This is a genomic window from Microbacterium shimangi (assembly GCF_043556445.1).
GTDB lineage: Bacteria > Actinomycetota > Actinomycetes > Actinomycetales > Microbacteriaceae > Microbacterium.
In genome coordinates, this window is sequence record NZ_JBIGII010000004.1 from 37,616 (window position 1) to 62,212 (window position 24,597).

At 65.4% G+C, this 24,597-nt stretch carries 21 protein-coding genes and 1 pseudogene; 11 read left to right on the forward strand and 11 right to left on the reverse strand.

Going from position 1 to position 24,597, the window contains the following annotated elements:
• The first annotated feature begins 48 nt into the window (after nt 1-48).
• From purE to ACFXQA_RS07125, 8 genes are all read left to right on the forward strand, one after another.
• Nucleotides 49-516, forward strand: coding sequence for a 5-(carboxyamino)imidazole ribonucleotide mutase (gene purE, locus ACFXQA_RS07090; RefSeq protein WP_394520205.1), 468 nt, complete (start codon nt 49-51; stop codon nt 514-516).
• Nucleotides 513-1,979: an LCP family protein gene (locus tag ACFXQA_RS07095; protein WP_394519122.1), complete on the forward strand. Its 1,467-nt coding sequence runs from the start codon at nt 513-515 to the stop codon at nt 1,977-1,979. The genes purE and ACFXQA_RS07095 overlap by 4 nt, the downstream gene beginning before the upstream one ends.
• The gene (locus tag ACFXQA_RS07100; protein ID WP_394519123.1) at nt 1,976-3,070 is read left to right on the forward strand and encodes a glycosyltransferase; all 1,095 of its coding nucleotides are present in this window, start codon (nt 1,976-1,978) and stop codon (nt 3,068-3,070) included. Before ACFXQA_RS07095 ends, ACFXQA_RS07100 begins: the two co-directional genes overlap by 4 nt.
• Before the next feature lie 21 nt (nt 3,071-3,091).
• The gene (locus ACFXQA_RS07105; RefSeq protein WP_394519124.1) at nt 3,092-4,030 is read left to right on the forward strand and encodes a glycosyltransferase family 2 protein; all 939 of its coding nucleotides are present in this window, start codon (nt 3,092-3,094) and stop codon (nt 4,028-4,030) included.
• 120 nt (nt 4,031-4,150) lie between these two features.
• Nucleotides 4,151-4,708 carry a hypothetical protein gene (locus ACFXQA_RS07110; protein ID WP_394519125.1) on the forward strand — a complete coding sequence of 186 codons (558 nt, stop codon included), beginning with the start codon at nt 4,151-4,153 and terminating at the stop codon, nt 4,706-4,708.
• Entirely contained in the window at nt 4,705-6,954 is a 2,250-nt protein-coding gene (locus ACFXQA_RS07115; RefSeq protein ID WP_394519126.1) for a hypothetical protein, read from the forward strand. The genes ACFXQA_RS07110 and ACFXQA_RS07115 overlap by 4 nt, the downstream gene beginning before the upstream one ends.
• Nucleotides 6,955-7,099: 145 nt before the next feature.
• The gene (locus ACFXQA_RS07120) at nt 7,100-9,064 is read left to right on the forward strand and encodes a rhamnan synthesis F family protein (protein ID WP_394519127.1); all 1,965 of its coding nucleotides are present in this window, start codon (nt 7,100-7,102) and stop codon (nt 9,062-9,064) included.
• A 66-nt stretch (nt 9,065-9,130) separates the two neighbouring features.
• Entirely contained in the window at nt 9,131-9,985 is an 855-nt protein-coding gene (locus tag ACFXQA_RS07125) for an NAD-dependent epimerase/dehydratase family protein (RefSeq protein WP_394519128.1), read from the forward strand.
• 27 nt (nt 9,986-10,012) lie between these two features.
• Here ACFXQA_RS07125 and ACFXQA_RS07130 read toward each other — a convergent pair.
• From ACFXQA_RS07130 to ACFXQA_RS07150, 5 genes and pseudogenes are all read right to left on the reverse strand, one after another.
• Nucleotides 10,013-10,564: pseudogene (locus ACFXQA_RS07130) on the reverse strand (dTDP-4-dehydrorhamnose 3,5-epimerase family protein); the annotation flags it as partial.
• A 2-nt stretch (nt 10,565-10,566) separates the two neighbouring features.
• The gene (rfbB, locus tag ACFXQA_RS07135) at nt 10,567-11,565 is read right to left on the reverse strand and encodes a dTDP-glucose 4,6-dehydratase (protein WP_394519129.1); all 999 of its coding nucleotides are present in this window, start codon (nt 11,563-11,565) and stop codon (nt 10,567-10,569) included.
• Complete coding sequence (rfbA, locus tag ACFXQA_RS07140) at nt 11,565-12,434, reverse strand: glucose-1-phosphate thymidylyltransferase RfbA (RefSeq protein WP_394519130.1); 870 nt, start codon at nt 12,432-12,434, stop codon at nt 11,565-11,567. Before rfbA ends, rfbB begins: the two co-directional genes overlap by 1 nt.
• 75 nt (nt 12,435-12,509) lie before the next feature.
• On the reverse strand, nt 12,510-13,592 hold the full coding sequence (locus tag ACFXQA_RS07145; protein WP_394519131.1) for an acyltransferase family protein: 1,083 nt from the start codon (nt 13,590-13,592) through the stop codon (nt 12,510-12,512).
• Nucleotides 13,589-14,725 carry an NAD-dependent epimerase/dehydratase family protein gene (locus ACFXQA_RS07150; protein WP_394519132.1) on the reverse strand — a complete coding sequence of 379 codons (1,137 nt, stop codon included), beginning with the start codon at nt 14,723-14,725 and terminating at the stop codon, nt 13,589-13,591. Before ACFXQA_RS07150 ends, ACFXQA_RS07145 begins: the two co-directional genes overlap by 4 nt.
• Nucleotides 14,726-14,926: 201 nt before the next feature.
• On the opposite strand from ACFXQA_RS07150, the gene ACFXQA_RS07155 reads away from it, so the two are divergent.
• Both ACFXQA_RS07155 and ACFXQA_RS07160 read left to right on the forward strand, forming a co-directional pair.
• Entirely contained in the window at nt 14,927-15,844 is a 918-nt protein-coding gene (locus ACFXQA_RS07155; RefSeq protein WP_394519133.1) for an ABC transporter permease, read from the forward strand.
• 1 nt (nt 15,845) lies between these two features.
• Nucleotides 15,846-17,078: an ABC transporter ATP-binding protein gene (locus tag ACFXQA_RS07160; RefSeq protein ID WP_394519134.1), complete on the forward strand. Its 1,233-nt coding sequence runs from the start codon at nt 15,846-15,848 to the stop codon at nt 17,076-17,078.
• Nucleotides 17,079-17,088: 10 nt separating this feature from the next.
• Here ACFXQA_RS07160 and ACFXQA_RS07165 read toward each other — a convergent pair whose 3' ends face one another.
• Nucleotides 17,089-18,039, reverse strand: coding sequence for an NAD-dependent epimerase/dehydratase family protein (locus ACFXQA_RS07165; protein ID WP_394519135.1), 951 nt, complete (start codon nt 18,037-18,039; stop codon nt 17,089-17,091).
• 113 nt (nt 18,040-18,152) lie between these two features.
• Between ACFXQA_RS07165 and ACFXQA_RS07170 the strand changes: the two genes are divergently transcribed.
• Nucleotides 18,153-19,151, forward strand: a complete 999-nt coding sequence (locus ACFXQA_RS07170) for a glycosyltransferase domain-containing protein (protein ID WP_394519136.1) — start codon at nt 18,153-18,155, stop codon at nt 19,149-19,151.
• An 89-nt stretch (nt 19,152-19,240) separates the two neighbouring features.
• Here the strand turns inward: ACFXQA_RS07170 and ACFXQA_RS07175 are convergent, their stop codons facing one another.
• From ACFXQA_RS07175 to ACFXQA_RS07195, 5 genes are read right to left on the reverse strand one after another with little or no spacing between them, the layout of a single operon-like run.
• A complete protein-coding gene (locus ACFXQA_RS07175; RefSeq protein WP_394519137.1) occupies nt 19,241-19,759 on the reverse strand; it encodes a GtrA family protein in 519 nt (172 codons plus the stop codon).
• Between the two features lie 2 nt (nt 19,760-19,761).
• The gene (locus tag ACFXQA_RS07180) at nt 19,762-21,357 is read right to left on the reverse strand and encodes a hypothetical protein (RefSeq protein ID WP_394519138.1); all 1,596 of its coding nucleotides are present in this window, start codon (nt 21,355-21,357) and stop codon (nt 19,762-19,764) included.
• A gap of 5 nt (nt 21,358-21,362) precedes the next feature.
• Nucleotides 21,363-22,391, reverse strand: coding sequence for an NAD-dependent epimerase/dehydratase family protein (locus ACFXQA_RS07185; protein ID WP_394519139.1), 1,029 nt, complete (start codon nt 22,389-22,391; stop codon nt 21,363-21,365).
• Nucleotides 22,391-23,146: a glycosyltransferase gene (locus tag ACFXQA_RS07190; protein WP_394519140.1), complete on the reverse strand. Its 756-nt coding sequence runs from the start codon at nt 23,144-23,146 to the stop codon at nt 22,391-22,393. The genes ACFXQA_RS07185 and ACFXQA_RS07190 overlap by 1 nt, the downstream gene beginning before the upstream one ends.
• Complete coding sequence (locus tag ACFXQA_RS07195) at nt 23,143-24,342, reverse strand: nucleotide sugar dehydrogenase (protein WP_394519141.1); 1,200 nt, start codon at nt 24,340-24,342, stop codon at nt 23,143-23,145. The genes ACFXQA_RS07190 and ACFXQA_RS07195 overlap by 4 nt, the downstream gene beginning before the upstream one ends.
• Nucleotides 24,343-24,597 lie beyond the last annotated feature (255 nt).

Sequence of the window (24,597 nt, forward strand, 5' to 3'; positions counted from 1 at the left end):
GTGACCCGACCGCTGCACTCTTCCGACGCGCCCGTGGTCGGCGTCGTCATGGGCTCCGATTCCGACTGGAGGGTGATGGCGGATGCTTCGCAAGCCCTCACCGACTTCCAGATCCCGCACGAGGTCGAGGTCGTCTCGGCCCACCGCACCCCCGACAAGCTGCTCAGCTACGGTCGCGATGCACGGGGCCGCGGCCTCCGCGTGATCATCGCCGGTGCCGGCGGGGCCGCCCACCTGCCGGGCATGCTCGCCTCGCTCACCGCCCTTCCCGTCGTCGGGGTGCCGGTCCAGCTCGCGACCCTTGACGGCCTTGATTCGCTGCTCAGCATCGTGCAGATGCCCGCGGGCATCCCCGTCGCGACCGTGTCGATCAACGGAGCGCGCAACGCCGGACTCCTCGCCGCCCGCATCCTCGGTGCCAGCGACCCCGCCATCGCCGATCGGGTCGAGGCGTTCGCGCGCGATCTCGAGGCGCAGGTGGAGGAGAAGAACCGCCGGTTGAAGGAGTCGCTGTGAGTGTCGCGAGCCCCTCGCTGCAACGCCCCGTGCGCAGAAGCGTCATCGAGGCGCGTCCGATCCGCAACCCCGATGTCACGTCGGCGGGCACGATGACCAAGCGCGGCTGGTGGCTCGTCGGTCTCAATTTCCTGGTGCCGGGCTCGGCACAGGTTCTCGCGGGCAGTCGCAAGCTCGGCCGCTTCGGGCTCGGCGCCACCATCTTCTTGTGGGTGCTGCTCGTGTTCGGCGGAGTGTGCGCGCTGCTCGCGCCGTCTGTGGCTTTCAACATCGCCTCGGGAGCGTGGGTTCCCGCGCCGCTGTCGCTGCTGCGCCCCCTCCCGTTGCTCCTCGTGCAGGGTCTGTTCATCGGCTACGCGGTCTTGTGGATCGTCCTCACCATCGACACCCTGCGGCTGGTCCGACTCGTGCGGGCCAAGCCGCTGTCGCGGATCGGCATCCCGGCGCTCGCCATCGTCCTCGTCGCCGTCTCGTCGGGCGCGGCAGCGTACGGGGCCCAGGTCACCGGCTCGACGCGCGAAGCGCTCGGTGACATCTTCGGTTCGTCAGCGCCCGTCGTTCCTCCCTCCGACGGGTACTACAACATCCTGCTCCTGGGTGCCGACAGCGGCGAGGGGCGTGATTCGATGCGGTTCGACAGCATCTCGGTGGTCTCGGTCAACGCCGAGACCGGTGCGACGACGATCACGGGCATCCCTCGTGACCTCGGGCACTTCCCTTTCGCGGAGGGGCCCATGAAAACGCTCTATCCCGACGTGCACACGGGCAAGTCCGATCCGGACTGCGGGTGGGGGAGCGGCATCAACCAGCTCCGCACCGAGGTCGAGGTGTGCCGCGACGGCAACGCGCTCTACCCGAACGCCGTCGACGAGGGGTCGGAGCCGGGTATCGAGGCGACGAAGGACGCTGCCGAGGGGCTTCTCGGGATCTCGATCCCGTATTACGTCTTCATCGACATGCACGGGTTCGCCGAAATGATCGACGCGCTCGGCGGTGTCGAGATCACCGTGCAGCAGCGCTTGCCCAAGGGCGGCGGACCGGAGTACGGCGGCCAGCCGGCCGAGGACTGGGCCATCGGTTGGATCGAAGCCGGACCCCAGCGCATGGACGGCGACACCGCCCAGTGGTACGCCCGATCGCGGTACACCACCGACGACTTCGACCGGATGCGCCGCCAGCGCGAGCTGCAGGAGGCGATGATCGCGCAGTTCACCCCCGAGACCGTGCTGACGCGTTTCCAGAGCGTCGCGGCGGCCAGCACCAACTTGATGGAGACCGATCTGCCGCAGGGCCTTCTCCCCACGCTCGCCGACCTCGCACTGAAGGCCAAGGAGCAGGAAGTGAAGACGATCGAGCTCACCCCTGAGGCGAACTCGATCGACCAAGAAGAGCCCGACGTCTCGTACGTGCAGGAACTCGTCCGCGACTCCCTCCACCCGCCCACGCCGGAGCCCACCCCGTGACCGTGGCGCTGCGGCTCGTACTCGACCAGCTCGTCGCACCCACGTCACCCGCGCTGGCAGAGGCCTCCCGTGAGCTCGCCGTCGCCCTCGCCGCCACCTCGCCCGCAGGATGCGTCGTTGACGGTCTGGTCCCCTCACCGGGGATCCCCGAGACGGATGCTGTCGAGCTCGCCGACGTGCACCGATTGGGTCTCGCGAGGCGGGAGCTCGCCGCGTCGTGGCAGTTGGGCATCGTGCCGGGCGTCGGGAAGGGCATGATCCACTCGCCGACCCTGCTCGCTCCTCTCGTTCGTCACGACCGGGTGAACGAGACGCATCAGGTGGTCGCGACGCTCTGGGATCTGCGTGCATGGGAGGCGCCGGACACCCTCTCGCGCTCGGAGGTCATCTGGACCAGGGCGATGCTCAAGCGCGCGGAGAAGCACGCCGACGCCGTCGTCGTGCCGACGCACGCGATGGCATCGCGACTGGGCGAGATCGGCCGGTTCGGACGCCGGGTGCGCGTGATCGCCGGTGCCGCCGCGTCGGGATTCCGGGTGCCCAACGACCACGTCGGTCGGCTGCGGGCGCTCGACCTGCCGTCAGCGTTCATCGCCGTGGCCGGCGGGCGCGCGGCGTCGGACGGCCTCGCGCACGCCTTCCGTGCCGTGGTGGACTCGGGGGCCGACGGCGATGTCGTCGTGCTCGACTGCCCACCCGGGGAAGAGCCGTCGGTTGCCGACATCGCCGCATCGTCGGGTCTCTCGGAGGGCCGGGTGCACGTGCGGGGCTCGCTCGATACGTGGGATCGCGCCGCGGTGCTGAGCGCGGCGACCGTGTTCGTCGCCCCCTCGGCTCGAATGGATTGGCCGTGGCGCGTCGTCGAGGCTCTTGCGCTCGGGGTGCCGATCGTGGCTGCAGACTCCGCTGTGCATCGTGAGGTGCTCGTGGACGCGGGTCTGCTGCCGGCGCCGGAGTCGATGGGCGACGCGCTCGCAGAGGCTTCGGGCGCAGCATCCGACCGCCTTCGGGTGCTCTCCACCGATCGTGCCCAGGCGTTCTCGTGGCGCGAGGCCGCCGAGCGGGTGTGGGCGCTGCACGCCGACCTGTAGGGCCCTCGTATGCTCAGGGGCATGTCAGTCCGCGTCGGTGTCGTCGTCCGTACCCGTGAACGGCCCGCGTTTCTGGCGCGTGCGCTCGCCGACGTGGCCGCACAACGTTTCGACGAGGCGGAGGTCATCGTCGTCAACGACGGGGGCGATGCCGCGGTCGTCGACGACGTGGTGGCGGGATCAGCCGTCGCGGAGCGCACCAGGGTCATCCACATCGCGCCGGGCCGCGGAGGCCGCTGCATCGCCGCGAACACGGGCATGCGGGCCACCGAGGCCGAATTCGTCGTGCTGCACGACGACGACGACCGGTGGCACCCAGACTTTCTCGAGGCGACCGTGGCGTGGCTCGACGACAACCCCGCCGACGCGGCAGTCGGAACAGCGACCGAGATCGTCTACGAGGTCGAACGTGACGGCGAGTGGGTCGAAGGCTCACGCGCGCGGTTCTGGGCCGATATGCAGCGCATCTCGCTGACCGAGATGGTGCAGATCAACCGGGCGGTGCCGATCTCGATGCTGTATCGCCGAGCGCTGCACGACGACGTCGGGTGGTACGACGAGACCCTCGACGCCGTCGAGGACTGGGAGTTCTATCTGCGGGTGCTCGAGAAGCATCCGATCGGCTACATCGGCGACCGCGTGCTGGCCTACTGGACGCAGCGCCCCGACGCGCGCGGGGACGACGCGAACAGCATGTTCGGGCTCGTTTCAGAGCACCGACGCGACGATCAGGTCGTGCGCGACCGTGCGCTGCAGGAGTGGATGGCCCGAGAGGGTACGGGGCTCCCGCTGTACCTGGCCGGAATGGAGCAGCGGCTGTCGGAACAGCTCGACGGCCAGCTCCGTCGTATGGAGGAGAATCTTCAGACGTTGCGCGGTGATCTGCGGCGGGAGATCGACGCTCACCAGCCGGTCATGTCGCGGCTGCGGCGCGTGCGAGCCCGTCTCCGACGGAGCTGAACCGGCGGTGATCGAATCGGCCGTCCCGCCTCTCGTCATCGAGTGTCGGGTCGGTAACATCCGTGTGACCGACCGGCGTGGGAGACGGTTGCCGAGGAGGGCAGCATCGACAATGACTGCGTGATCCGCTCGAATGCACGCCCTGCCCCCCGCCTCGGCTCGACCACCCTGCGCTTCTGGTTTGCGGCGATCGCGGCGGTCGGCGTGCTGGCGCTGCCTGCGTGCGCGACGACGGTCGGAGGAGCCGCCGAGCCGTCTCCCACCCCGACGGCCTCCCGCACGGCGACAGCTCCGTCACCCACCCCCGTGAGCGCGGAGCCCGAGCCCGAGCCGACCCCGACCCCGACCCCGACCCCGACCCCGACCGCGACCGCGACGGCCGACCCGCCGTACAACGGTGACGTCCTGGTGGTCACGGCTGAGGACATCGAAGGACGCCTGGAGGTCACGGCGATGGTGCCGGGTGTCAGTGAAGACGGTGGAAGCTGTCGTCTTGAGCTCATCGGCGAGGAAACCTCGGCTTCGGCCACTTCGACGGCCGGCAACGGTGTGACGTACTGCGGCATCATGTCGCTGACGCCGCAGGCCAGCGCGGAGGAATGGCGTTTCCGCGTGCATTACGAGTCCGCATCCACGCGCGCCCAGTCAGCGATCTCGTCCGTCGAGTCGACTCGATGACCCGTCAGCGCAGCGCCCGCCCCTGGGTGGCTTTTCTCGCGATCTGTGCCACCGCTGTCGCGATTCTCGTCGCGCTCCCGGCCACGGTAGCGCCGACCCCGTCTGCCGAGGCCGTGACCGCCGCGGACTGGCGCCCCGGCAACATCATCGACGACGCCACGTTCTACAACTCGAATTCGATGAGTTCGGGCGAGGTGCAGGCTTTCATGGAAAGTCAACTACGCACCTGCCGTGCCGGGTTCACCTGTCTGAAGGACTATCGGCAGAACACCGAGAACCGCTCCGCCGATCGATATTGCGACGGATACAGCGGCCGCACGAACGAGAGCGCTTCGACGATCCTCGACCGTGTCGCGCGCTCGTGCGGAGTCAGCCAGAAGGTCCTTCTCGTCCTGCTTCAGAAGGAGCAGGGCCTGTTGACCGACTCGGCACCGACGGCGACGAAGTACGCGAAGGCCATGGGGCAGGGCTGCCCCGATACGGCGGGATGCAACCAGGCGACCGCAGGCTACTTCTTTCAGGTGTACTACGCCGCCCGACAGTACGAGATCTACCGGTTGAACCCCACCTCGTTCGCCTATCAGGCGGACAGGTGGAACAACATCCTGTTGCACCCCTACAACACGAGCTGCGGCACTCAGCGGGTCTTCATCCAGAACCAGGCGACGGCGGGGCTGTACATCTACACTCCCTACGTTCCGAACGCGTCGGCGCTCAACAACATGTACGGCACCGGTGACAGTTGCGCCTCCTACGGGAACCGCAACTTCTGGCGACTCTTCTCCGACTGGTTCGGCACGACGAGCGGCCCCAGCGGAACGGCGGCGATCGAATCGGCCTACCAGCGGTACGGCGGAGCGGGCGGATCGCTGGGAGCGGCCACAGGGAACGTGACCTGCGGGCTCGCCGAGGGTGGCTGCTACCGGGACTTCCAGAACGGGCAGATCCATTGGACGCCCGCTACGGGTGCGTACAAGACGAGCGGCGCGATAGGCAACACGTGGCGTAACGCGGGCAGCGAGAACAGTTCGCTCGGTTACCCCCGTTCGGATGAACTCTGCGTCCTCGTCGGCGGCGGGTGCTACCAGGAGTTCCAGGACGGGCAGATGCACTGGACGTCCGCCACCGGTGCGCAGCCGACCATCGGCGCGATCCTCGATGAATGGAAGTCGCTCTCGAGTGAGCAGGGTGTGCTCGGCTATCCCCTCTCCGCGGAACAGTGCGTGCTCGCCGACGGCGGGTGCTATCAGGAGTTCCAGGGTGGACAGATCCACTACTCCGCAGCGAGCGGCGCTCACGCGACACGTGCTCCGTTCCTTGCCTACTGGCAATCCCGAGGAAGCGAGAGGTCGGTTCTGCGTTACCCGACCAGCGACCAGAAGTGCGGGCTGAAGGAACAAGGCTGCTACCAGAATTACCAGGGCGGTTTGGTCCACTCCACCCCCTCCACGGGCATTCACGCGACCGTGGGGGAGACTCTCGGTGCGTGGGCGCGCGCGAACTACGAGCACGGCGCCCTCGGTTACCCGACCACCGACGACCGGTGCGGGCTGACCCAGGGCGGATGCCGGCAGGACTTCCAGGGCGGCCGCATCTACTGGCTGTCGGGAATCAGTGCGCAGTCCATCTACGGTCCCATCCTCGACCGGTGGGTGGCCTCCGGAGGTGAGGGGGGTCCGTTGGGATACCCCACCTCCTCGACGCAGTGCGTGCTCGCCAATGGCGGTTGCTACCAGGAATTCCAGAATGGTCAGATCCACTTCTCACCGACGACGGGGGCGAAAGTCACGAGCGGCGCGACGCTCGTGCTCTGGCGTTCGCTGGGAAGCGAGAAGTCGACACTCGGTTATCCGACGAGCGATCAGCGATGCGGGCTCAAGGACGGCGGGTGCTATCAGGACTTTCAGAATGGTCAGATCCACTGGTCGCCCGGCACCGGAGCTCGTGCCAGCTCGGGCGCGATTCTGACGTATTGGCAGTCGATGAAGAGCGAGAAGTCGTCGCTGGGCTACCCGACATCGTCACTCAAGTGCGGACTTGACGCCGGCGGCTGTTACCAAGACTTCCAGGGCGGACTCGTCCACTGGACGCCGACGACCGGGGCCCATGCGACGCAAGGCGCGATACTGCGTGCGTGGGCGGCCGCCAATTACGAGCATGGTCGTTACGGCTATCCGATCGCCGATCAGACCTGCACGAGCGCGGGGGCCTGCTCTCAGCGGTTCCAAGGCGGCACCCTGCCCTGATGCCACCGGGCGCACGCGATTCGCTCCGATACGGCCGACCGTTAGGATCTGAAGGGCGCTACGAGCGCATCTCCGCCGCCTTGCCGCTCTCGCGTGTTGATCCACGCCGCGAAGGCGGGCAGCCACGACGAGAAAGCATGGACGAGTGAGCGAAGTTGCGGTCCCGACTACCTTTCCCGCAGGCGGCAAGCGCGTTCTGTTCTACCTGCTGTGGGATGCGCGAGGCGCGGTAGACGATTACGTCATCTACAAGCTCGAACGACTTCGGTCCTTCGCGGAACACATCTTCGTCGTCGTGAACGGGCGTGTCACACCGGACGGGCGCTCGCGTCTCGAAGCGGTCGCCGACACCGTGTGGGAGCGCGAGAACGTCGGATTCGATGTCGAAGGATACAAGGCGGCGCTCGCCCACTTCGGTGAGGAGAAGCTCGCCGAGTACGACGAGCTCGTCCTGTCCAACTACACCTGGTTCGGTCCCATCCACCCGTTCGACGAGCTCTTCGAGCGCATGGACGCGGAGCAGGTGGATTTCTGGGGCTTGACGGATCACGGCCGTGTTGTCCCCAACCCGTTCACGGGCGAGGGCGTTCTGCATCGGCACATCCAGTCGCACTGGATCGCCGTGCGCCGTCGGATGTTCGAGAGTGACAGTTGGCGGAACTACTGGGCCGAGATGCCCGCCATCCGGTCGTACAACGACTCGATCCTCTCTCACGAAGCGGTCTTCACTCATCACTTCGCCACGCGGGGATTCGGGTTCGCCGTCGCGTACCCAGAGAGCGACTTCTCGACGGAGAATCCGTCGCTGTTCGACGGCGAGGCACTCATCGATGCGGGCGCGCCGATCCTGAAGCGTCGCCCGTTCTTCCACGACCCGCTCTTCATGGATCTTCACGCGGTCGTTCCCCGACGCTACGTCGAGGCGGCCGAACGAGCCGGGTATCCGGTGGAGATGATCTGGCAGAATCTCAGCAAGAGTTCGCAGCCGAAGGTATTGAACGTCAACGCGGCGATGCTGGAGATCCTCCCCGATGTCGAGGTGGGATACGACTCGGCCAAGCCGCTGCGGATCGCGGTGGCACTTCACGTCTTCTACACCGAGCTCACTCGCGAAATGCTCCAGTACGTCTCCCATATCCCCGGCGAGGTCGACCTCTACATCACGACCACCGACGACGAACGCGCAGCCGAGATCGAAGCGATCGTCGCGGAAGTCCGCGGTCCGTCCCACGGGAAGACCGAGATCCGCGTGACGCCGTCGAACCGGGGCCGCGACATGGGCGCGTTCTTCGTCGGTTGTCGCGACGTCATCACCTCCGACGAGTACGACGTCGTCTTCAAACTGCACACCAAGAAGACCGTGCAGGACGGCTACAACAAGGGCGAGTTCTTCCGGCGTCACCAGATGATGAACTTGCTGAACACCCCGGGGTTCGCCGCCAACCTCATCGGCCTGTTCCAGCGGGAACCGGGTCTCGGCGTCGTTTTCCCGCCGACTATTCACACCGGTTTCCCCACGCTCGGGCGGGCGTGGTTCACGAACTGGGGTCCCGCGGCTGAGATGAGCCGGAAGCTCGGAATCAAGGTGCCGTTCGACGATCCCTCACCGCTCGCCCCGTTCGGAGGAATGTTCGCATTCCGCCCCGCGGCGCTGCGCTTGATCACTCAAGAGGATTGGCGCTACCGCGACTTCCCCGCGCCGGCTTCCAACGCCGACGGTGATCTTTCCCACGTCCTGGAACGGCTTCCTACCTACGCCGCAGGCGAGCTGGGTTTCCACACCCGAACGACGGCGACCGCGCGATACGCCGCCATCAGCCATACCTCCCTCGAGTACAAGCTCGACCGGGTGACGCGCACGCTACCGGGATACACCACGGAGCAGGTCGCCTTGCTGGACAGGGCGGGGTCGTTCTTGGAGGGTGGACTCCTCGGTTTCATAAAGGCCTACTTGAGGCTGCATCGCCCGGCATGGATCCCTTCGCTCTACCGTGTCTACGGTCCGGCCCGAGGCGCCTTCCGAACGGTGCGTCATATTGCGCGACCCCGTGGCCGGAGGGTTCCCGTCGTGGACCCTGCGCAGGCGGCCCAAGACATAGAGGCACTGTGAGCGACGGGTTCCCCCGCCGCGCTCTCTGCTCCACGACAGCGTCAACGCAGGCATCAGGAGATCGTCATGAGTGAGCAAGGATCGGTCGTCGTCACCGGGGCCCGGGGATACATCGGCCGTCACGTCGTATCCGCTCTCCTGGACGCGGGTCGCGACGTCGTCGCCGTCGTTCGTCCGGGGCGGGCGGAGGGCGTAGACGCACGAGCGCGAGTCGTCGAAGCAGATATCCTGTCACCGGGGTTCGACGTCGCGGCGATCGTGGACACGCGAACGGCGGCTTTCATTCATCTCGCGTGGGAGGACGGGTTCTCGCACAACGCCCCCTCGCACATGCGTCATCTCTCCGCGCACTTCAACCTCGTCAGCGCAGTCGCGGAGGCCGGGGTACCGCGGGTGGCCGTGCTGGGCACCATGCACGAGATCGGTTACTACGAGGGGGGCATCACCGCGGAGACGCCCACGAATCCGCGTTCCCTCTACGGCGTCGCGAAAGACGCCCTGCGGCGCTCGCTGCTCCTCCATGTCGCGCCCAAGGTCGAATTCACCTGGCTGCGGTGCTACTACATCTACGGCGACGACCGCAGCAACAACTCCATCTTCACTCGCCTGCTCGAAGCCGTTGAAGCGGGCAAACCGTCGATGCCGTTCACGACGGGCAAGAACGAGTACGACTTCATCCACGTCGACGATCTCGCCGCGCAGATCGCGACGGTGGCGCTCGCGGAGGGGGTCGTCGGCGTCATCAATTGCAGCTCCGGAGTGCCGGTGAGCTTGGCGAGTCGCGTCGAGGGTTTCATCGCGGAGAATGAACTGCCGATCACCCTCGAGTACGGGGCGTTCCCCGACCGCCCGTACGACTCACCGTCCGTGTGGGGCGTAGCCGACGAGATCGCCGACCTGATGGCGAGCCGTCCGCTCTGAGCGGCTCGTCAGAGATCACCGAGCGAACGGAATCACCTCGGCGAGCTGGGGGTGGGCCCGGTCTTTGTCCGACAGTTCGGCTCGATCGAGAGGGATCGGCCACGCGATGGCGCTCGCCGCGTCGCCCAGGTTCAAAAAGGTGTAGCTCGCCTCCGGCGACCAGTGGTCGTTGACGAGATAGGTGTAAGCGGTGTTCGGCTCGAGGGTCTGATACGAATTTCCGACACCTCGGGGCACGAAGATCGCCTTGGAAGGATCGAGCTCGGCCGTGAAGACCGCGCCGAAGGTCGGTCCCTCCCGCAGGTCGACCCACGCACCGAAGATCCTTCCGGTGGCGAGGGAGATGAACTTGTCCCAAGGCTCCGCGTGGATGCCACGGGTCGTTCCGACGGCATCGTTGAACGAGATGTTGTTCTGCACCGGTCCGAGGTCGGGCAATCCGGCCGCGATCATCTTCTCCCGCTGCCAGTTCTCTTTGAACCACCCGCGGGAGTCGCCGTGGACGGGCAGATCCCACACGGTGAGGCCGGGAATGGTGGTTTCGTGCGCAGTGAGAGACTTGCCGAACTCGATCGTCACTTCTACTGTCCCTTCGTCGCGTAGAACGCTTCGACGCCGTCCTTGGCCGGCGCCCACCAGGGTTCGTTGGCCCGGTACCAGTCGATGGTGGCGGCGAGGCCCGAAGTGAAGTCCTGGAACTGCGGCACCCAGCCGAGCTCGTCGCGGAGCTTGCTCGAGTCGATCGCGTAGCGCAGATCGTGCCCCGCACGGTCTGTCACGTGGTCGTAGGCGTCGCGGTCTTGTCCCATGAGGGAGAGGATCAGTTCGACGACCGTCTTGTTGTCTTTTTCGCCGTCCGCACCGATGAGATACGTCTCACCGATCCGCCCCTTTTCGAGAATGGTCAGGACGGCGGAGGAGTGGTCGTCCGCGTGGATCCAATCTCGGACGTTCTCGCCTGAGCCATAGAGTTTGGGGCGCACGCCACGAAGGACGTTCGTGATCTGCCGCGGGATGAACTTCTCGACGTGTTGGTACGGACCGTAGTTGTTCGAGCAGTTCGAGATCGTCGCCCGCACCCCGAACGAGCGCACCCAGGCGCGAACGAGGAGATCACTGCCCGCCTTGGTGGAGCTGTAGGGGGAGGACGGGTTATACGGCGTGGACTCGGTGAACCGCGCCGGATCGTCCAATTCGAGGTCACCGTAGACCTCATCGGTCGAGATGTGGTGAAGCCGCCGATCGTACTTGCGTGCCGCTTCCAACAACGTGTAGGTGCCGATGATGTTCGTGTCCAGGAACGGGCGAGGGTCGTTCAGACTGTTGTCATTGTGCGACTCGGCGGCGTAATGAACGACCGCATCCGCTCGCGCGAACAGCTCATCGACGAGTGGGGCGTCGGTGATGTCCCCGCGGACGAACTCCACGCGGTCATCGGGTAGCCCCGCCAACGAGGCGCGGTTGCCCGCATACGTGAGCTTGTCCAGCACGGTGACGTGATGGTCGGTGTGATCGACGATGTGGTGGACGAAGTTCGAACCGATGAAGCCGGCGCCGCCGGTGACGAGCAGTTTCGACATCAGCGCCCCCTCTCGAGGATCTCGAGCAGGTACTTCCCGTACCCGGACTTCGCGAGCCGGGCCGCGTGGTCACGCAGATCGCTGTCGGAGAGAAAGCCCTGACGCCAGGCGACCTCTTCCGGAACACCGATCCGAAGTCCGGTGCGTCGTTCCATGGTGCGGACGTATTCTGCAGCATCGGTCATCTGGTCGAACGTCCCGGTGTCCAGCCACGCCGTCCCGCGGGGCAACACCTCGACCTTCAGCTTCCCGGCCTCCAAGTAGGCACGGTTCACGTCCGTGATCTCGTACTCGCCGCGCGGAGACGGCGCCAGGCCCCGGGCGATCTCGACGACGTCGTTGTCGTAGAAGTACAAGCCCGGCACGGCGTAGTTGCTCTTCGGCTGGGTTGGCTTCTCTTCGAGGGACACGGCGAGTCCGCCGTCGTCGAATTCGACCACTCCGTACGCTGCCGGCTCGGCGACCCAATAAGCGAAGATCGCGCCTCCGTCGACGTCGGCGTAGCGCTTGAGCTGCGTGCCGAGACCCGGGCCGTACAACAGGTTGTCCCCGAGGACCAGAGCGACCTTGTCGGAACCGATGAAATCAGCCCCGATGGTGAACGCCTGTGCGAGTCCGTCCGGCGATGGCTGGACCGCGAAGGTGAGCTGGACCCCGAACTGCGACCCATCCCCGAGAAGTCGTTCGAAGAACGGCGCATCGTGGGGTGTGGTGATGATGAGGATGTCTCGAACCCCGGCCAACATCAACGTCGACAGCGGGTAGTAGACCATCGGCTTGTCGTACACCGGGATCAGCTGCTTGGAGACACCCAACGTGATCGGGTGCAGGCGGGTTCCGGAGCCACCGGCGAGAATAATACCTTTCACAACGACCTATCCTGCCACGTCGCCGATGGGTGCCCCGGCGCGCGGAGCCGCTACCGCGGCGAGCCACGCCGAGGGTCAGGTACGGATACCGGGGGAGTCGACGGGTGCGGTGCTCTCCCTGCGCGCGCGAGTCATGATGGGCCGCTCGATGAGTACCCAACTCGCCCAAGCCACGACGAATGTCAGCACGATCGTCACGGCGACGTAGCCGACGAAGCCCCACGCGAGCCCGCCCGCGACCACCGTGAGCTGCTGGATGGGCCAGGCGTAGATATAGAACCCGTAGGAGACGTCGTTGCGGGCGACCCAGCGCGGTTGCGGAATCACGGTCGAGAGGAAGAGCAATCCATACGCGAGGAAGGGTGCCGCGAGCTGTCCGCCGATCACGGGGACGAAAGCCATCAACGCTCCCGCAATGGGCAGGCAGGCGGCGCCGACGGCCTTGATCACTCCCCACCGGACGACAACGAGGTAGATGAGTGCGCCACCGGCGAAGAAGGGGAAGAGCCGGCTGAGCTGCAGGAAATCCCCGTCCAGACCGGCGTTTGTTCCCGTACCCGTCAACGCGCGCAGCGCAACGCTCCCCGCCCACACCGCGCCGACGAGCAGCATCGACCTCCGATAGATCGCGAACGCGCCGAGGACCCAGGTGACGGCGTAGCAGACGAACTCGAAGAAGAGCGTCCAGATCGAACCGTTCCAGGCATTCGGGTAGGGCACGTTGGCGAGTGTCACGCCGACCGAAGATTCGTGCACGTACAGGGTCGCGTTGCCCCACACGTACTGGAACGGGGTCACCGGGGTCGTGAAGAATCCCGACAGATCTCCCTGCTGCAGAAGAAGAGCCAGCGGAGCGAAGACGAACGCCGTGACGGTGACGCAGATGAGGAAGGCCGGGAAGATGCGCGCGATCCGGTGCACGAGGAATGCGCCCGCCGACGTCCGGAATCGACTCCGGGTGATGAGGAACCCGCTGAGGACGAAGAATCCCGCAACCGCCCATCCACCGATGTTCTCGCCGTTGAACCCGGGGTTTTCCGGGCGTCCTGCGAAGAAGAACGCGTGCGTCAGCAGAACGAGCCCCGCGAGGACGAGCCTGAACAGGTTCAGGCTGTTGTTGCGGTACGGGTAGGGCGAAGCGCGAAAGAACCCCGTCATTTGAGAAGGTTCCGAGTCGCCATCTCGTCGAGCGACCGCTCGTAGCTGTCGCTCTCGAGAGGTTCGGACTGGACCCACTCGACAAAACGGCCGACGCCGTCTGCGAACGCGACCTGCGGTGTGTAACCGAGGATGTCCCGCAGGCGACGCGTGTCCGCGACGTTGTGCCGGATGTCGCCGAGGCGGTAGTTGCCCGTGACCCGCGTCGGCACGTCGGTGCCGAACGCGGTGCACAGCTCGCGGACCACTTCATTCACCGTGGTGGCGACGCCCGACCCGACGTTGAACACGCCACCGGCGGCGCGGGCATGCGTCGCGGCGATGTACGTGGCTTCCACCACGTCGTCGATGTACACGAAGTCGCGGCTCTCGAGACCGTCCTCGAAGATGTTGATCTCCTTCCCCTGACGGATGAGGGTGGAGAAGATCGACAGGATCCCGGTGTACGGGTTCTTGAGGGATTGTCCCGGACCATAGACGTTCTGGTAGCGCAAGGACACGGGCTCGATCCCGATGGTGGGGGAGACCGTCATGATGAGCGACTCCTGCATCTGCTTCGTGATCCCGTACACGGAGGAGGGGTGGAGCGTGGCGTCCTCATCGGTCGGGATCATCGTGAGGGGGCCGAACCCGGGCATGTGAACGTCGAAGTCACCGCCGGACATATCCGTGTCGGAGCGGTGCGGCGGGTAGACGACCTGCCCATCCGCCGTTTCGTATGCGCCCTCCCCGTAGATCGAGCGCGACGAAGCCACCACGATGCGGCGCACCGAGTGCTTCTCGTTGGCGAGCAGGTCGAGGATCTTCGCGGTGCCACCGACATTGGCGTTGACGTAGCGGTCGATCTCGTACATCGACTGTCCCGTCCCGGTCTCCGCCGCGAGGTGGACGACGAGAGTCACGCCGCTCAGCGCCCGACGCACGTCGTCGGTGGAGGTGACGCTGCCGTGATGCACCGTCGCGGTCTTCTTCAGCGGCTGCAGAAGAGGCGACGACGGGGTGGCGCCCACGCCGTGGACCTGCGGGGAAAGTGCGTCGAGCACCGAAACGGTGTGACCCTCCCGGGCGAACCGTGCGGCGAGCCGTGTTCCGATGAATCCCGCGCCGCCGGTGATGAGGACATGTTCGGGCACTGAGATCTCCTGGGCGGGTGTCTGGGCTGAAATCCGCGCAATTGCGCCTCGGAAGGCGGCGATGCGGGTCAGCGCCGATTGTAGCCCGGCTCGACTTCAGCGCTCGGGTGTCCGGTGTCGTCACGGACACAGGAAGAACGCAGGACCGGTCACGGTATAGTTGGCCGCTGTTGCGCCTGGCTGACGGAGAAGAGAGCATTAGTGACCGACAGCGCTCTCGAGCGGTTCGATCGACTTCGCGTCGAACCATTGATGCCCGTCGCATCCCGGCAGGGTGGATTCCGCGGATTCTGGTACTCGCTCCAGTCCATCGCCTCTCGCCGCCAACTTCTCGGCCTGCTGATCCGTCGCGACATCAAAGCTCGTTACAAGGACAGCGTCCTCGGCCTCCTCTGGACGCTCATCAATCCCATCGTCCAGTTGACGGTGTACTACATCGTCATGGGTCAGTTCCTCGGAGCCGCCAGGGGCATCGACAACTTCGCGATCTACATCTTCTCCGGCCTGACGATCTACGGGTTGTTCTCGGAAACGTTGTCCGGTTCGACTGCATCGATCGTGGCCAATGCCGGGCTGGTCAAGAAGGTGTACGTACCGAGGGAGATCTTCCCGCTGGCGACGGTGGGGTCCGCGTTGTTCACCTTCGCCGTGCAACTCGGTGTGCTCGTCTTGGCGTGCATCATCCTCGGCGCGGCCCCGTTCACCTGGTCGATCTTCTACTTCATCCCGTCGCTCATGATCGTCGTCGTCTACGGCACGGCGTTGGGTCTCCTGCTCTCGGCGCTTAACGTGTACCTGCGCGATGTGCAGTACCTGACGCAGGTGTTGCTGATGCTGGCGATGTGGGCGTCCCCGATCGTCTATGGCTGGACGATGGTCAACTCCGTCTTCACCCAGTTCTCCTTCCCCGCGTGGCTTCTGCAGGTGTACACGAACAATCCGGTGACACTCGCGGTCCTCGGATTCCACAAAGCGTTCTGGATCGACGGGACTCCCGCGGACTACCCCGAGGGGCTCGCTGTCCGGATGGTCGTGGCGATCCTGATCGGAGTGGTTCTCATCTGGGTTTTCCAACGCGTCTTCGCGCGTCTGCAGGGCAACTTCGCTCAGGAGCTGTGACATGAGATCGAACACCGAGCGTGGCCCCATCGACGGTCCCGACATCGTCGTCATAGAGAACGTCTCGAAAGAATTCGTCATCCGAAAGGACAACTCGCTCAAGGAGCGGGTGGTCACTCTCGGGCGTCGAGGCCGAACGCATCGCGAAGCCTTCCAATCTCTGAAGGACGTTTCACTCACCATTCCTGCGGGTTCGACGGTCGGCCTCATGGGGCCGAACGGGTCTGGCAAGAGCACGCTGCTGAAGATCATCGGCGGCATCATCGATCCGACGTCAGGCGACGTCAGGCGACGAGGTCGTATGGCGGCTCTGCTCGAGCTCGGCGCCGGCTTCCACCCCGATCTGTCCGGCCGCGACAACGTCTACCTCAATGCCGCCCTGCTCGGCCTGAGCAAGACCGAGACGGACGAGCGATTCGAGAGCATCGTCGCGTTCTCCGAAATCGCGGAGTTCATCGACACCCAGGTCAAGTTCTATTCCTCCGGGATGTACGTGCGGTTGGCCTTCGCCGTCGCGGTGCACACCGATCCCGACCTGCTCCTGGTCGACGAGGTCCTCGCAGTCGGCGACGAAGCCTTCCAGCGCAAGTGCATGGACAAGATCCACCAGTTCCAACGCGAGGGCCGCACGATCGTCCTGGTATCCCACTCCGCAGATCAGGTCATGGAGATCTGCGATCAGGGAGTCGTCCTCAGCAGCGGTGAGATCGCGTTCATCGGCTCGGCCGCCGACGCGACGCGGGTGCATCGGGAGATCCTGGAAGGACGCCGTAAGGAAACGATGGAGGCCACCGCGGTGGCCGATGAGCCCGTGACTCCGATGCCCGTGATCGAGGCGGTGACCGTCAGCTCCTCATCCAGCGTCGACGGGACGGATATCCGCCCCGGAGACGACCTCTTCGTAGAGGTCCGGGCGAACTTCCCCAGCATGGTCGACCGTTGGCACTCGAGCATGAGCATCGACACTCCACAGGGGCAGGTCGTCTTCGGAACCGGGACCAGACGCCTCGAGATTCCGCACGGACCGACGCCCGTCGGGCAAGCCGTGATCCGGTACACCGTGCCCGACTTCCACATCGCCGGGGGACAGTACTTCGTGAACTTCGAGATGGCCGATGCGAGCGGCGAGCGATTCGACGTCGCGTGGCAGGGGGCAACGTTCTTCGTCCCGCTGGAGTTCCGCCAGACCGGCACGATTTTCGCGGACCCGTCCATCACCGCATCCCACGGCTGAGCGGAGCGGCTCAGGCCCTCGCCAGCACCCCGCGGACCCACTCGAGCTGGCTCTGCAGGCCTGCGCGGAGATCCGTCCGCGGCGTCCACGAGAAATCCCGACGGATAGCGGTGGTCTCGGCGCTGGTGCGCGCCACGTCTCCCGCGGCACTGCCCTGGCGTCGCACGTTCAATTCACGCCCGGTGAGCTCTTCGATGATGTCGAGGACCTCGTTGACGGAATGGCTGCCGCCACCGGATACGTTGTAGACCGATCCTGGAGCCACATCGACGGTGGCAGCGCGACTGACGGCGTCGACGATGTCGTCTACATACGTGAAGTCACGGACCTGTTCTCCGGTGCCGTACACATCGATCTGCGTGCCGGTGAGCGCCGCCGTGAGGAACCGGGTGAATGCCATATCGGGACGTTGGCGCGGGCCGTAGACGGTGAAGAACCGGAGACTGACGGTGGAGAGGCCCGAGGTTGCCGCATACAAGCGGCACAGCTGCTCACCCGCGAGCTTGGTCACCCCATACGGGCTGCGGGGGCGCGGAAGCGTGAGTTCGTGAGTCGGATACGCTTCCGCGTCTCCGTAGATCGAGGAGGACGAGGCGTAGACGAACTTCGGGCGGGAGTCTGTCCGGCTGGTGGCCTCGAGCAGGCGTTGAGTAGCGCTGATGTTCGCCGAGACGTACTCCGAGAAGCCTTCGCCCCACGAACCGCGTACGCCTGGCTGGCCGGCGATGTGGAAGACGACATCGGCCTCCGCGACAAGCGGCTCCAGATCGATCTCGTTGAGATCCGCGTGGACGAAGGAGAAGCGATCGGAGTCGATCTGCGCGAGATTGTCACGTTTGGTCGCCGTCGAGTAGTAGTCGGACAGGTTGTCGACACCGACAACGGTCGCTCCCTCCGCTACCAGACGCTCGGAAAGCGTACTCCCGATAAACCCGGCTGCACCGGTCACAAGCGCTTGCATGACACCTCTACTTCCGCCAATCAGCCTACCCGCAGCTCGCCCCTCACTATTGTGGACGGGTGCCCTCCATTGCTTCTGCGGTTGATCCCGAATCGTCCACGCCGAGGATCTGCGTGTACACGGTCTTACTGGGCGGATACGATGCGCTTCTGCCGCAGCCGACCTCCGACGACAGCTCGGCCGACTTCATCTGCTTCACGGACGACGATCAACTCGCCGCCGATGGCTGGCGAACCGTTCTGGTCGAGCCCCGGTTTCCGCAGGATCTGCACCGCAGTTCGCGGGTGTACAAGATCCTCGGCCACGAAGCTCTCGCCGAGTACGACGTGACACTCTGCGTCGACGCGACGGTCGTGCTCCGCCGCACTCCGGAAGAAATCGTCCAGGACTGGCTCGACGAAGACGTGGACATGGCTTTTGCCGCTCACAGCTTCCGGAAGTCGGTCGCCGAAGAGTTCGACGAAGTCGTTCGGCTCAATTACGACGACAAGGCGCGCGTCCACGAACAGCTCGTCGACTATTCGCTGGCGTACCCCGATGTGCTCGCGGCCCGTCCGCACTGGGGCGGAATGATCGTGCGCCGGAAATCGGAGGCGGTGGACGCGGCGATGAGATTGTGGTTCGACCACGTGCTGCGATATTCCCGCCGCGACCAACTCTCCCTGATGGTGGCACTCCTGCACGGCGGAGCCCGATACCGGTCGATCGAGATCGACAACTACGATTCGCCGTTCCACGAATGGCCGATCATCCGCGGCCGGAAGGTGGCGATGGGAAAGGCGGCGGCGCTTCCCAGTGGCCCTTTGAGCGCAGAACTTCGTCGTGCTCTGGCGCGAGCGGAGGAGCTGGAGGCGGAGCTGACCAGCTTGGACCTCCCCACAGTCGAGGCGCTCCAGGCGCAGGTGGCGGCGCTGCAGGCCGAGGCACTGGTGCTAGAGGGTCGTATCGAGGCCGGCAATCGCGATCGGATCCAGCTGGCGCAGGTGATCGACCTCGTCCGAACCGACGCCGAGATGCTGCAAGGCGCGCTGACGGAAGCCCGTGGGTTCCGTGGTGCGGTGGGCGCTCTGTCCGAGTCGCTGCGGGCGAAACTCACGCGAACAGATCGCTGAGCGCGTCCCGTCCGGCGCCGTGACGGTCGTGGAGGGGTGCGTGACCTCCGCGGGAGACACCGAGGAGCACGCGGGTCGACACGGTGATGTCAGCCGGTGTGCGGCATCTCGTCGGGAAGGTGCGTCTCGAGGACGGTGATCGGGTCGGGTCCCGGCGAATGAGGGAAGACCCACAACGTGTACATGACGTAACGCAGACCGGTCGCCAGCGCCTGGCCGATGAATGTCCCGGCGATATTGTCGGCGAGCACCGTGTCGAATCCGAGGACGTACCGTGAGAACGCGAGGCAAGCGAGTTGCAAACCGATTGCAGCGACGTTGACCACGGCGTACCGCGCGACCTGGGCGACGCTGAAGGCGGCGGGGCGATCGCGGTAGGTCAGCACCTTGTTGCCGGCGTAGGTGACGACGAGCCCCGCGATCACGGCGAGGGTCTTCGCGACGAGGGGCGCGTCGTAAAGCGGGCCGCGCCCGTCGGCGAAGACGAGAAGGTTGTAGACCACGGCATCGACGATGAAGCCCACGCCGCCGATGGCCAGGAATATCGCACCACGACGCAGGTTGCGGGTCAGAAAGGCGAACGTGTCGGAGACGTCGGGCCGCTTCATCTTCACTCCTCTCCGTCGGAGCAGACCTGGGCAGGGCTCGAGGTCGAAGTGATGACGATGGGCGTGCGGTCGAAAGTGGCGACCGAGTGCGTTCCCGGCGTCAACCTCAGGTCGCGCGGTTGACCGTACTCGCCGTCCGCGATGGCGGCCATGCCGACGGTCGTGTCCGAATTCGTCGTTATCACGGCGTCCGCGGGGACGAGCGTTCCCGGCGACGCGGCAACGCAGTTCGGTAGGGGCGCGGCGTCGTCATCGACAGTCAGTCCGACTCCTGCCAGGGCGGTCAGCCACGCGCGGTGGGAGTACTCGCCCAGATCGAGCCCATCGTCCGCGAGATCCACCGCGAGCCGCAGGCTGAAGGGGAAGTAGAGCGAATCGGGGGTGGCTGCCAGGTCCACCGCGTCAGGGTTCATGCGGGCGAGATCCACCCCGGCCGACATCGCCTGCCGTACGAAACTCTCGCGACCCGCCTCTTCCCGTGCGGCGGTCACAAGCTGTCCGGTGTTGTACACCGCGAGGACGACCAGTATCGACACGATGAACGCTCGCGAAGGGATGCTGGTGGATATGCGGGTGAGACCCACGGCGATGATGGGCGCGAGGGTGACGAACACCATATAGACGTAGCGACCCGAATCCGCCGTCGCCACGGTCGTTCCCCAACGGGAATAGGCCGTGAGCGCGGCGAAGACGATCCCCGCGCCCGCCATCGCGACACCGATCAGCATCTCGTCGGTCAACCGCTTCCGCAGCGAGACCGCGATGAAGACCGCGAGCACCGCCACCACGGCGATTCCCGCATAAGGGAGGGGGATGATGCGCCCCAGACTCTCAACGAACATCGCGCCCATGAACTCGGGCGTCAACAAGATGTCGACGCCCGTCGCGCGGAGATAGTCGTTCGGATTCTCGCCCGCTATGAGCAAGTACCACCCGAGGTACACGGCCACCGGCCCCGCCATGACCATTGCTGCTTTCGGGAATCCGTGCAGGCGCCACAGAACGACGGCCACCGTGAGGAAGAAAGGCAGTGCCGTGCCGGAGGTTGCAGCCCCGATGGTGAGAAGCACGGCGATGCCGACCGCGCGCGGGAGGGATAGCGGGCCTCGACGGGCGAGGAGTACGGCCCCGAGCGCGAATCCGACTGCGCCCATGTACCCGTATTGAAACGCCCACAGCAGGTTCTCGGAAGCGGCGCCCAGGAGCAGACCCAAGCCGGCGACGGAGGTCGCCACCCAGGGATCGACGCCAATCCTGCGCATCAGTCGCCACAGGAGGTGCATGACGACCACGTGGGTCGCCACGGCCAGGAGGACGAAGGGGAAGTAAGAACCGATTCCGAAGACCGACCTGATCAGCATCCACACCAGGACTGCCACCGTGCTCCAGTGGCCGGCGTGACCGCTCCAGAGTTCACCGTTCGCATCACTCAGGAACGACCACTCGTCGAAGAAGAACCACTGGTTCCGCGCGAGGAAAGCGATGACGATGAAGGCCACCACCAACGACACGTAGTGCACGGCGGCGGGGACGCCGCTTCCGTCAAGAAGCGCCGACAGCCGGCGCCTGTTCTCGGAAGCCGCGACAAGAGTGCTCATGTGTGTCAGATCGTGCCCTCGGCGACGGCGTTCTGGATCCACGGGATGACTTCGTCGAGCATGTCCTCGAGCGTGGTGTTCGCCTCGAACCCGAGAACGTCCTTCGCTTTCGTGACATCGGGCACGCGCTTCTGGACGTCGTACTCGAACGCCGGGTCGCGCACCAGATTCAGGGGCACATCGGGGCCCTTGATCTTGCTCCAGATGATCTCTGCGAGCTCGACCACGGTGTGCCCGGTAGGGGTCGAGATGTTGAAGTCGTTGTTCAGGGCGTCGGGGTGATCGAGGGTGAGGACGATCCCGCGGGCGAGGTCGCCACCGTAGGTGTAGTGACGCACCTGGTTGCCCTCACCGAGGATGTGGAGAGGATCCTGCCCTTTGAGCACCTTCTGCACGAGGTCGGGCACCACGTGGCTCATCGCCAGCTGGACGTTCCCGGAGTGGATCTCCACATCGCCGAGGGCGCGAGACTCGCCGATGCCGACGCAGTTGAACGGGCGCAGGATCGTGAAGTCGACGTCGTACTGGCCCTTCGCAGCTCGCGCGAAGTACTCGACTGCGAGCTTCTGGAACCCGTAGGAGGACAGCGGAGGCGGAACGATCAGCTCGTCGCCCTCCTTCGACGGCCAGCGGTCGGTCGACTCGAAGACCATGGAAGACGACATGTACGTCACCTTCTTGAGCTTCCCCCCGGCCTTCTTGACGGCGATCGCGGCGTCGCAGGACGAGGCGATGATGCGCTCGTTCGCCGCGAGCAGGTCGTACTGGTACGTGTGGAAGTACGAGATCCCGCCGATGAGGGCGGCGCCGGCGATGAAGTGATCGCAGTCCATGAGCAACTCGGTCATGCGCTTCGTGTCGAGAACGTCTGCGACGACCAACTCATAGTTCGGGTTGTCGTCGTACGACTTCTTGACAGGTCCGTACTTGGAGTAGTTGTCGACTCCGACGACCTGGTATCCCTTGCGGAGCAACTCCTCCACGACGTAACCACCGATGAATCCCGCGGACCCGGTGACGAGGACCTTTTCCATTACTTGCTTCCCTTCGCGCCTGCAGCGGCTTCGATGTCTGTGATGGGTAGTGGCTTGCCGAACGCGAAAAAGTACCAGCGGAGGTACTGGGGAATCCACTTCCGGAGCTGGAAGTTGGACTCGCCCTCGGTGCGATCGAGCCAGATGGTGGGGAGCTCGGCAACGGGGAGACGCGCGCGTCGCGCCTTCGCCGTGAGTTCCAGGCCGATCTCGAATCCTGCGCGCGACTGGATCGTGACGGTGCGCACGAAGTCGGCGTTGTAGGCCTTGAAGGAGTTCGTGGCATCTCTCGTGCCGATGCCGGCGAACAGGTGCAGCGACTGCCCGGCGAGCCGCGAGAGCGCCCGCTTGAACCGCTCACCGCCGATCTGCTGTCCCCCGGCCATGTAACGGCTCCCGGCGGCGACCACGACACCGCGCTCGACGAGCTCGGTCAAAGGGTCGATCTGGCGCGGGTCGTCGCTCCCGTCGGCCATGGTGACCACAACGGTCCTGGCTCGGGCGACATCGAAGCCGTATCGGATCGCCTGGGCGGGCCCCCGGCCGTGCGTGTTGACGACAGTGCGGATCCGGGGGTCCTCGCGCGCGACGGTCTCGACCGCGGCGACGGTGGAGTCGTCGGGGGTGTCGACGACGACGAGAAGTTCGAAGTCGTGCTTCACCGTCGTCACCACCTTGGCGAGGAAGGGAAGAATGTCGTCGCCCTCGTTGTAGGCGGGAACGACGATGGACACGCGCGGGGTCGCGTCGCTCAAATCAGCACTCCATTGCCCAACAGGTTCCAGACATCGGCAACGGGCTTGTCCGTCGTGAGTCCGCGGTAGTCGACGTGCGGCGTGGCGATGATCAGCAGGTCGCTGCGGGCGATGACGTCTTCGAGGGGCAGCAGCGACGGGTCGACGCTCTCGGGGACGTACGGGTCGGTGGCCAGGACCTCTTTCGCCTTGAACCGCAGAACGCGCTGCAGCTTGTAGGACAGGCTCGAGCGGATGTCGTCCGAGCCCGCCTTGAATGCCATCCCGAGGATGCCGACCGTCATCTTCGACAGGTCGTGGCTGCGTTCCAGCTGGCTGGTGACGTAAAGCGGCAGTCCCTCGTTCACGAGCATGGCCGAATGGCCGAGCTGGAAGGTGTTGTCGCTGAATGCAGCGAGCTGCATCGTGTCCTTGAACAGGCACGGACCAGCGGCGAAGCCGGGGCCGGGCATGTCCTGCGCGCGAGGATAGTCGTGGGTCAGGCCCGCGCGGATCCGCTCGAAATCGAGCCCCTTGGAGTTGGCCATCATGTAGAACTGGTTCACCGCTGCGAACTTGATGTAGCGCCAGGTGTTGGTGAACAGCTTGGCGAGCTCAGCCTCCTCCGGCGAGAGCTCCACGATCGAATCCGTCAACGCCCCGAAGAGTGCGCCGGCACGGGCGATGGACCTCTCGTCGTACCCGGAGACGATCTGGGGGAGTTCGAACAACTCGGTCATCGCGCGGTGCTCGGCGATGCGTTCGGGGCAGAAGGCGATGTCCACCGAGATCCCGCGGTCCGCGAGCATGTCGCGCACGAGCGCGGTCACCCCCGGGTAGATCGTGCTGCGCAGTGCGATCAGCTGGCCATCGCGGAAGAACGGAGCGCACGTCCCGAGAGCGCGCGGAATCGCATTCGGATCGGGATTGAGATGCTCATCGACAGGCGTGCCGATGACGACGACGACATTCTCCGCGGTAGCGACGACGGCAGGATCGGTCGATGCGGTGAGCATCCCGGATGCGACGACATCAGAGAGCATGGTGTCTGCACCCGGCTCGATGAACGGCATGCGGGCGCTACGGATGCTGTCGACCGCGCGCTCCGACGTGTCGTACACAACGGTGCGCTTCCCGCGACTCGCGAGTGCGATGGCGAGGGGCAATCCGACGTGACCACCGCCTCCGACTACAACGACGTCATTCTCGAAGACCATCCGTGCTCACTTCCGTTCGAAAAACAACTCAGACTAACTCGATACGTCGATGACCGCCGTTCACGGGGACGCGTGGTGCCATCTGTCGAGTGGACGGACACGATGTGAGCGGATGTCGTACCGAGTGCACCCGACCCGCACACCACTGGCGAGAGGTCCTCGGCGCGTTCCGATCTGTGAATCGTGCCCGGGCGATGATCGACCGGGTCTTCCTTCAGTCACTCACTCCGATCGTACGGCCTGCGATCGTCTAAA

Excerpts from the sequence above, each read along its gene's own strand:
- ACFXQA_RS07115 (WP_394519126.1), top strand. The coding sequence starts at position 4,705 with ATGACCCGTCAGCGCAGCGCCCGCCCCTGGGTGGCTTTTCTCGCGATC.
- ACFXQA_RS07105 (WP_394519124.1), top strand. The coding sequence starts at position 3,092 with ATGTCAGTCCGCGTCGGTGTCGTCGTCCGTACCCGTGAACGGCCCGCG.
- purE (WP_394520205.1), top strand. The coding sequence starts at position 49 with ATGGGCTCCGATTCCGACTGGAGGGTGATGGCGGATGCTTCGCAAGCC.
- ACFXQA_RS07145 (WP_394519131.1), bottom strand. The coding sequence starts at position 13,592 with ATGACGGGGTTCTTTCGCGCTTCGCCCTACCCGTACCGCAACAACAGC.
- ACFXQA_RS07165 (WP_394519135.1), bottom strand. The coding sequence starts at position 18,039 with ATGCAAGCGCTTGTGACCGGTGCAGCCGGGTTTATCGGGAGTACGCTT.
- ACFXQA_RS07185 (WP_394519139.1), bottom strand. The coding sequence starts at position 22,391 with ATGGAAAAGGTCCTCGTCACCGGGTCCGCGGGATTCATCGGTGGTTAC.
- rfbB (WP_394519129.1), bottom strand. The coding sequence starts at position 11,565 with ATGTCGAAACTGCTCGTCACCGGCGGCGCCGGCTTCATCGGTTCGAAC.
- ACFXQA_RS07180 (WP_394519138.1), bottom strand. The coding sequence starts at position 21,357 with ATGAGCACTCTTGTCGCGGCTTCCGAGAACAGGCGCCGGCTGTCGGCG.
- ACFXQA_RS07175 (WP_394519137.1), bottom strand. The coding sequence starts at position 19,759 with ATGAAGCGGCCCGACGTCTCCGACACGTTCGCCTTTCTGACCCGCAAC.
- ACFXQA_RS07195 (WP_394519141.1), bottom strand. The coding sequence starts at position 24,342 with ATGGTCTTCGAGAATGACGTCGTTGTAGTCGGAGGCGGTGGTCACGTC.
- ACFXQA_RS07125 (WP_394519128.1), top strand. The coding sequence starts at position 9,131 with ATGAGTGAGCAAGGATCGGTCGTCGTCACCGGGGCCCGGGGATACATC.
- ACFXQA_RS07160 (WP_394519134.1), top strand. The coding sequence starts at position 15,846 with ATGAGATCGAACACCGAGCGTGGCCCCATCGACGGTCCCGACATCGTC.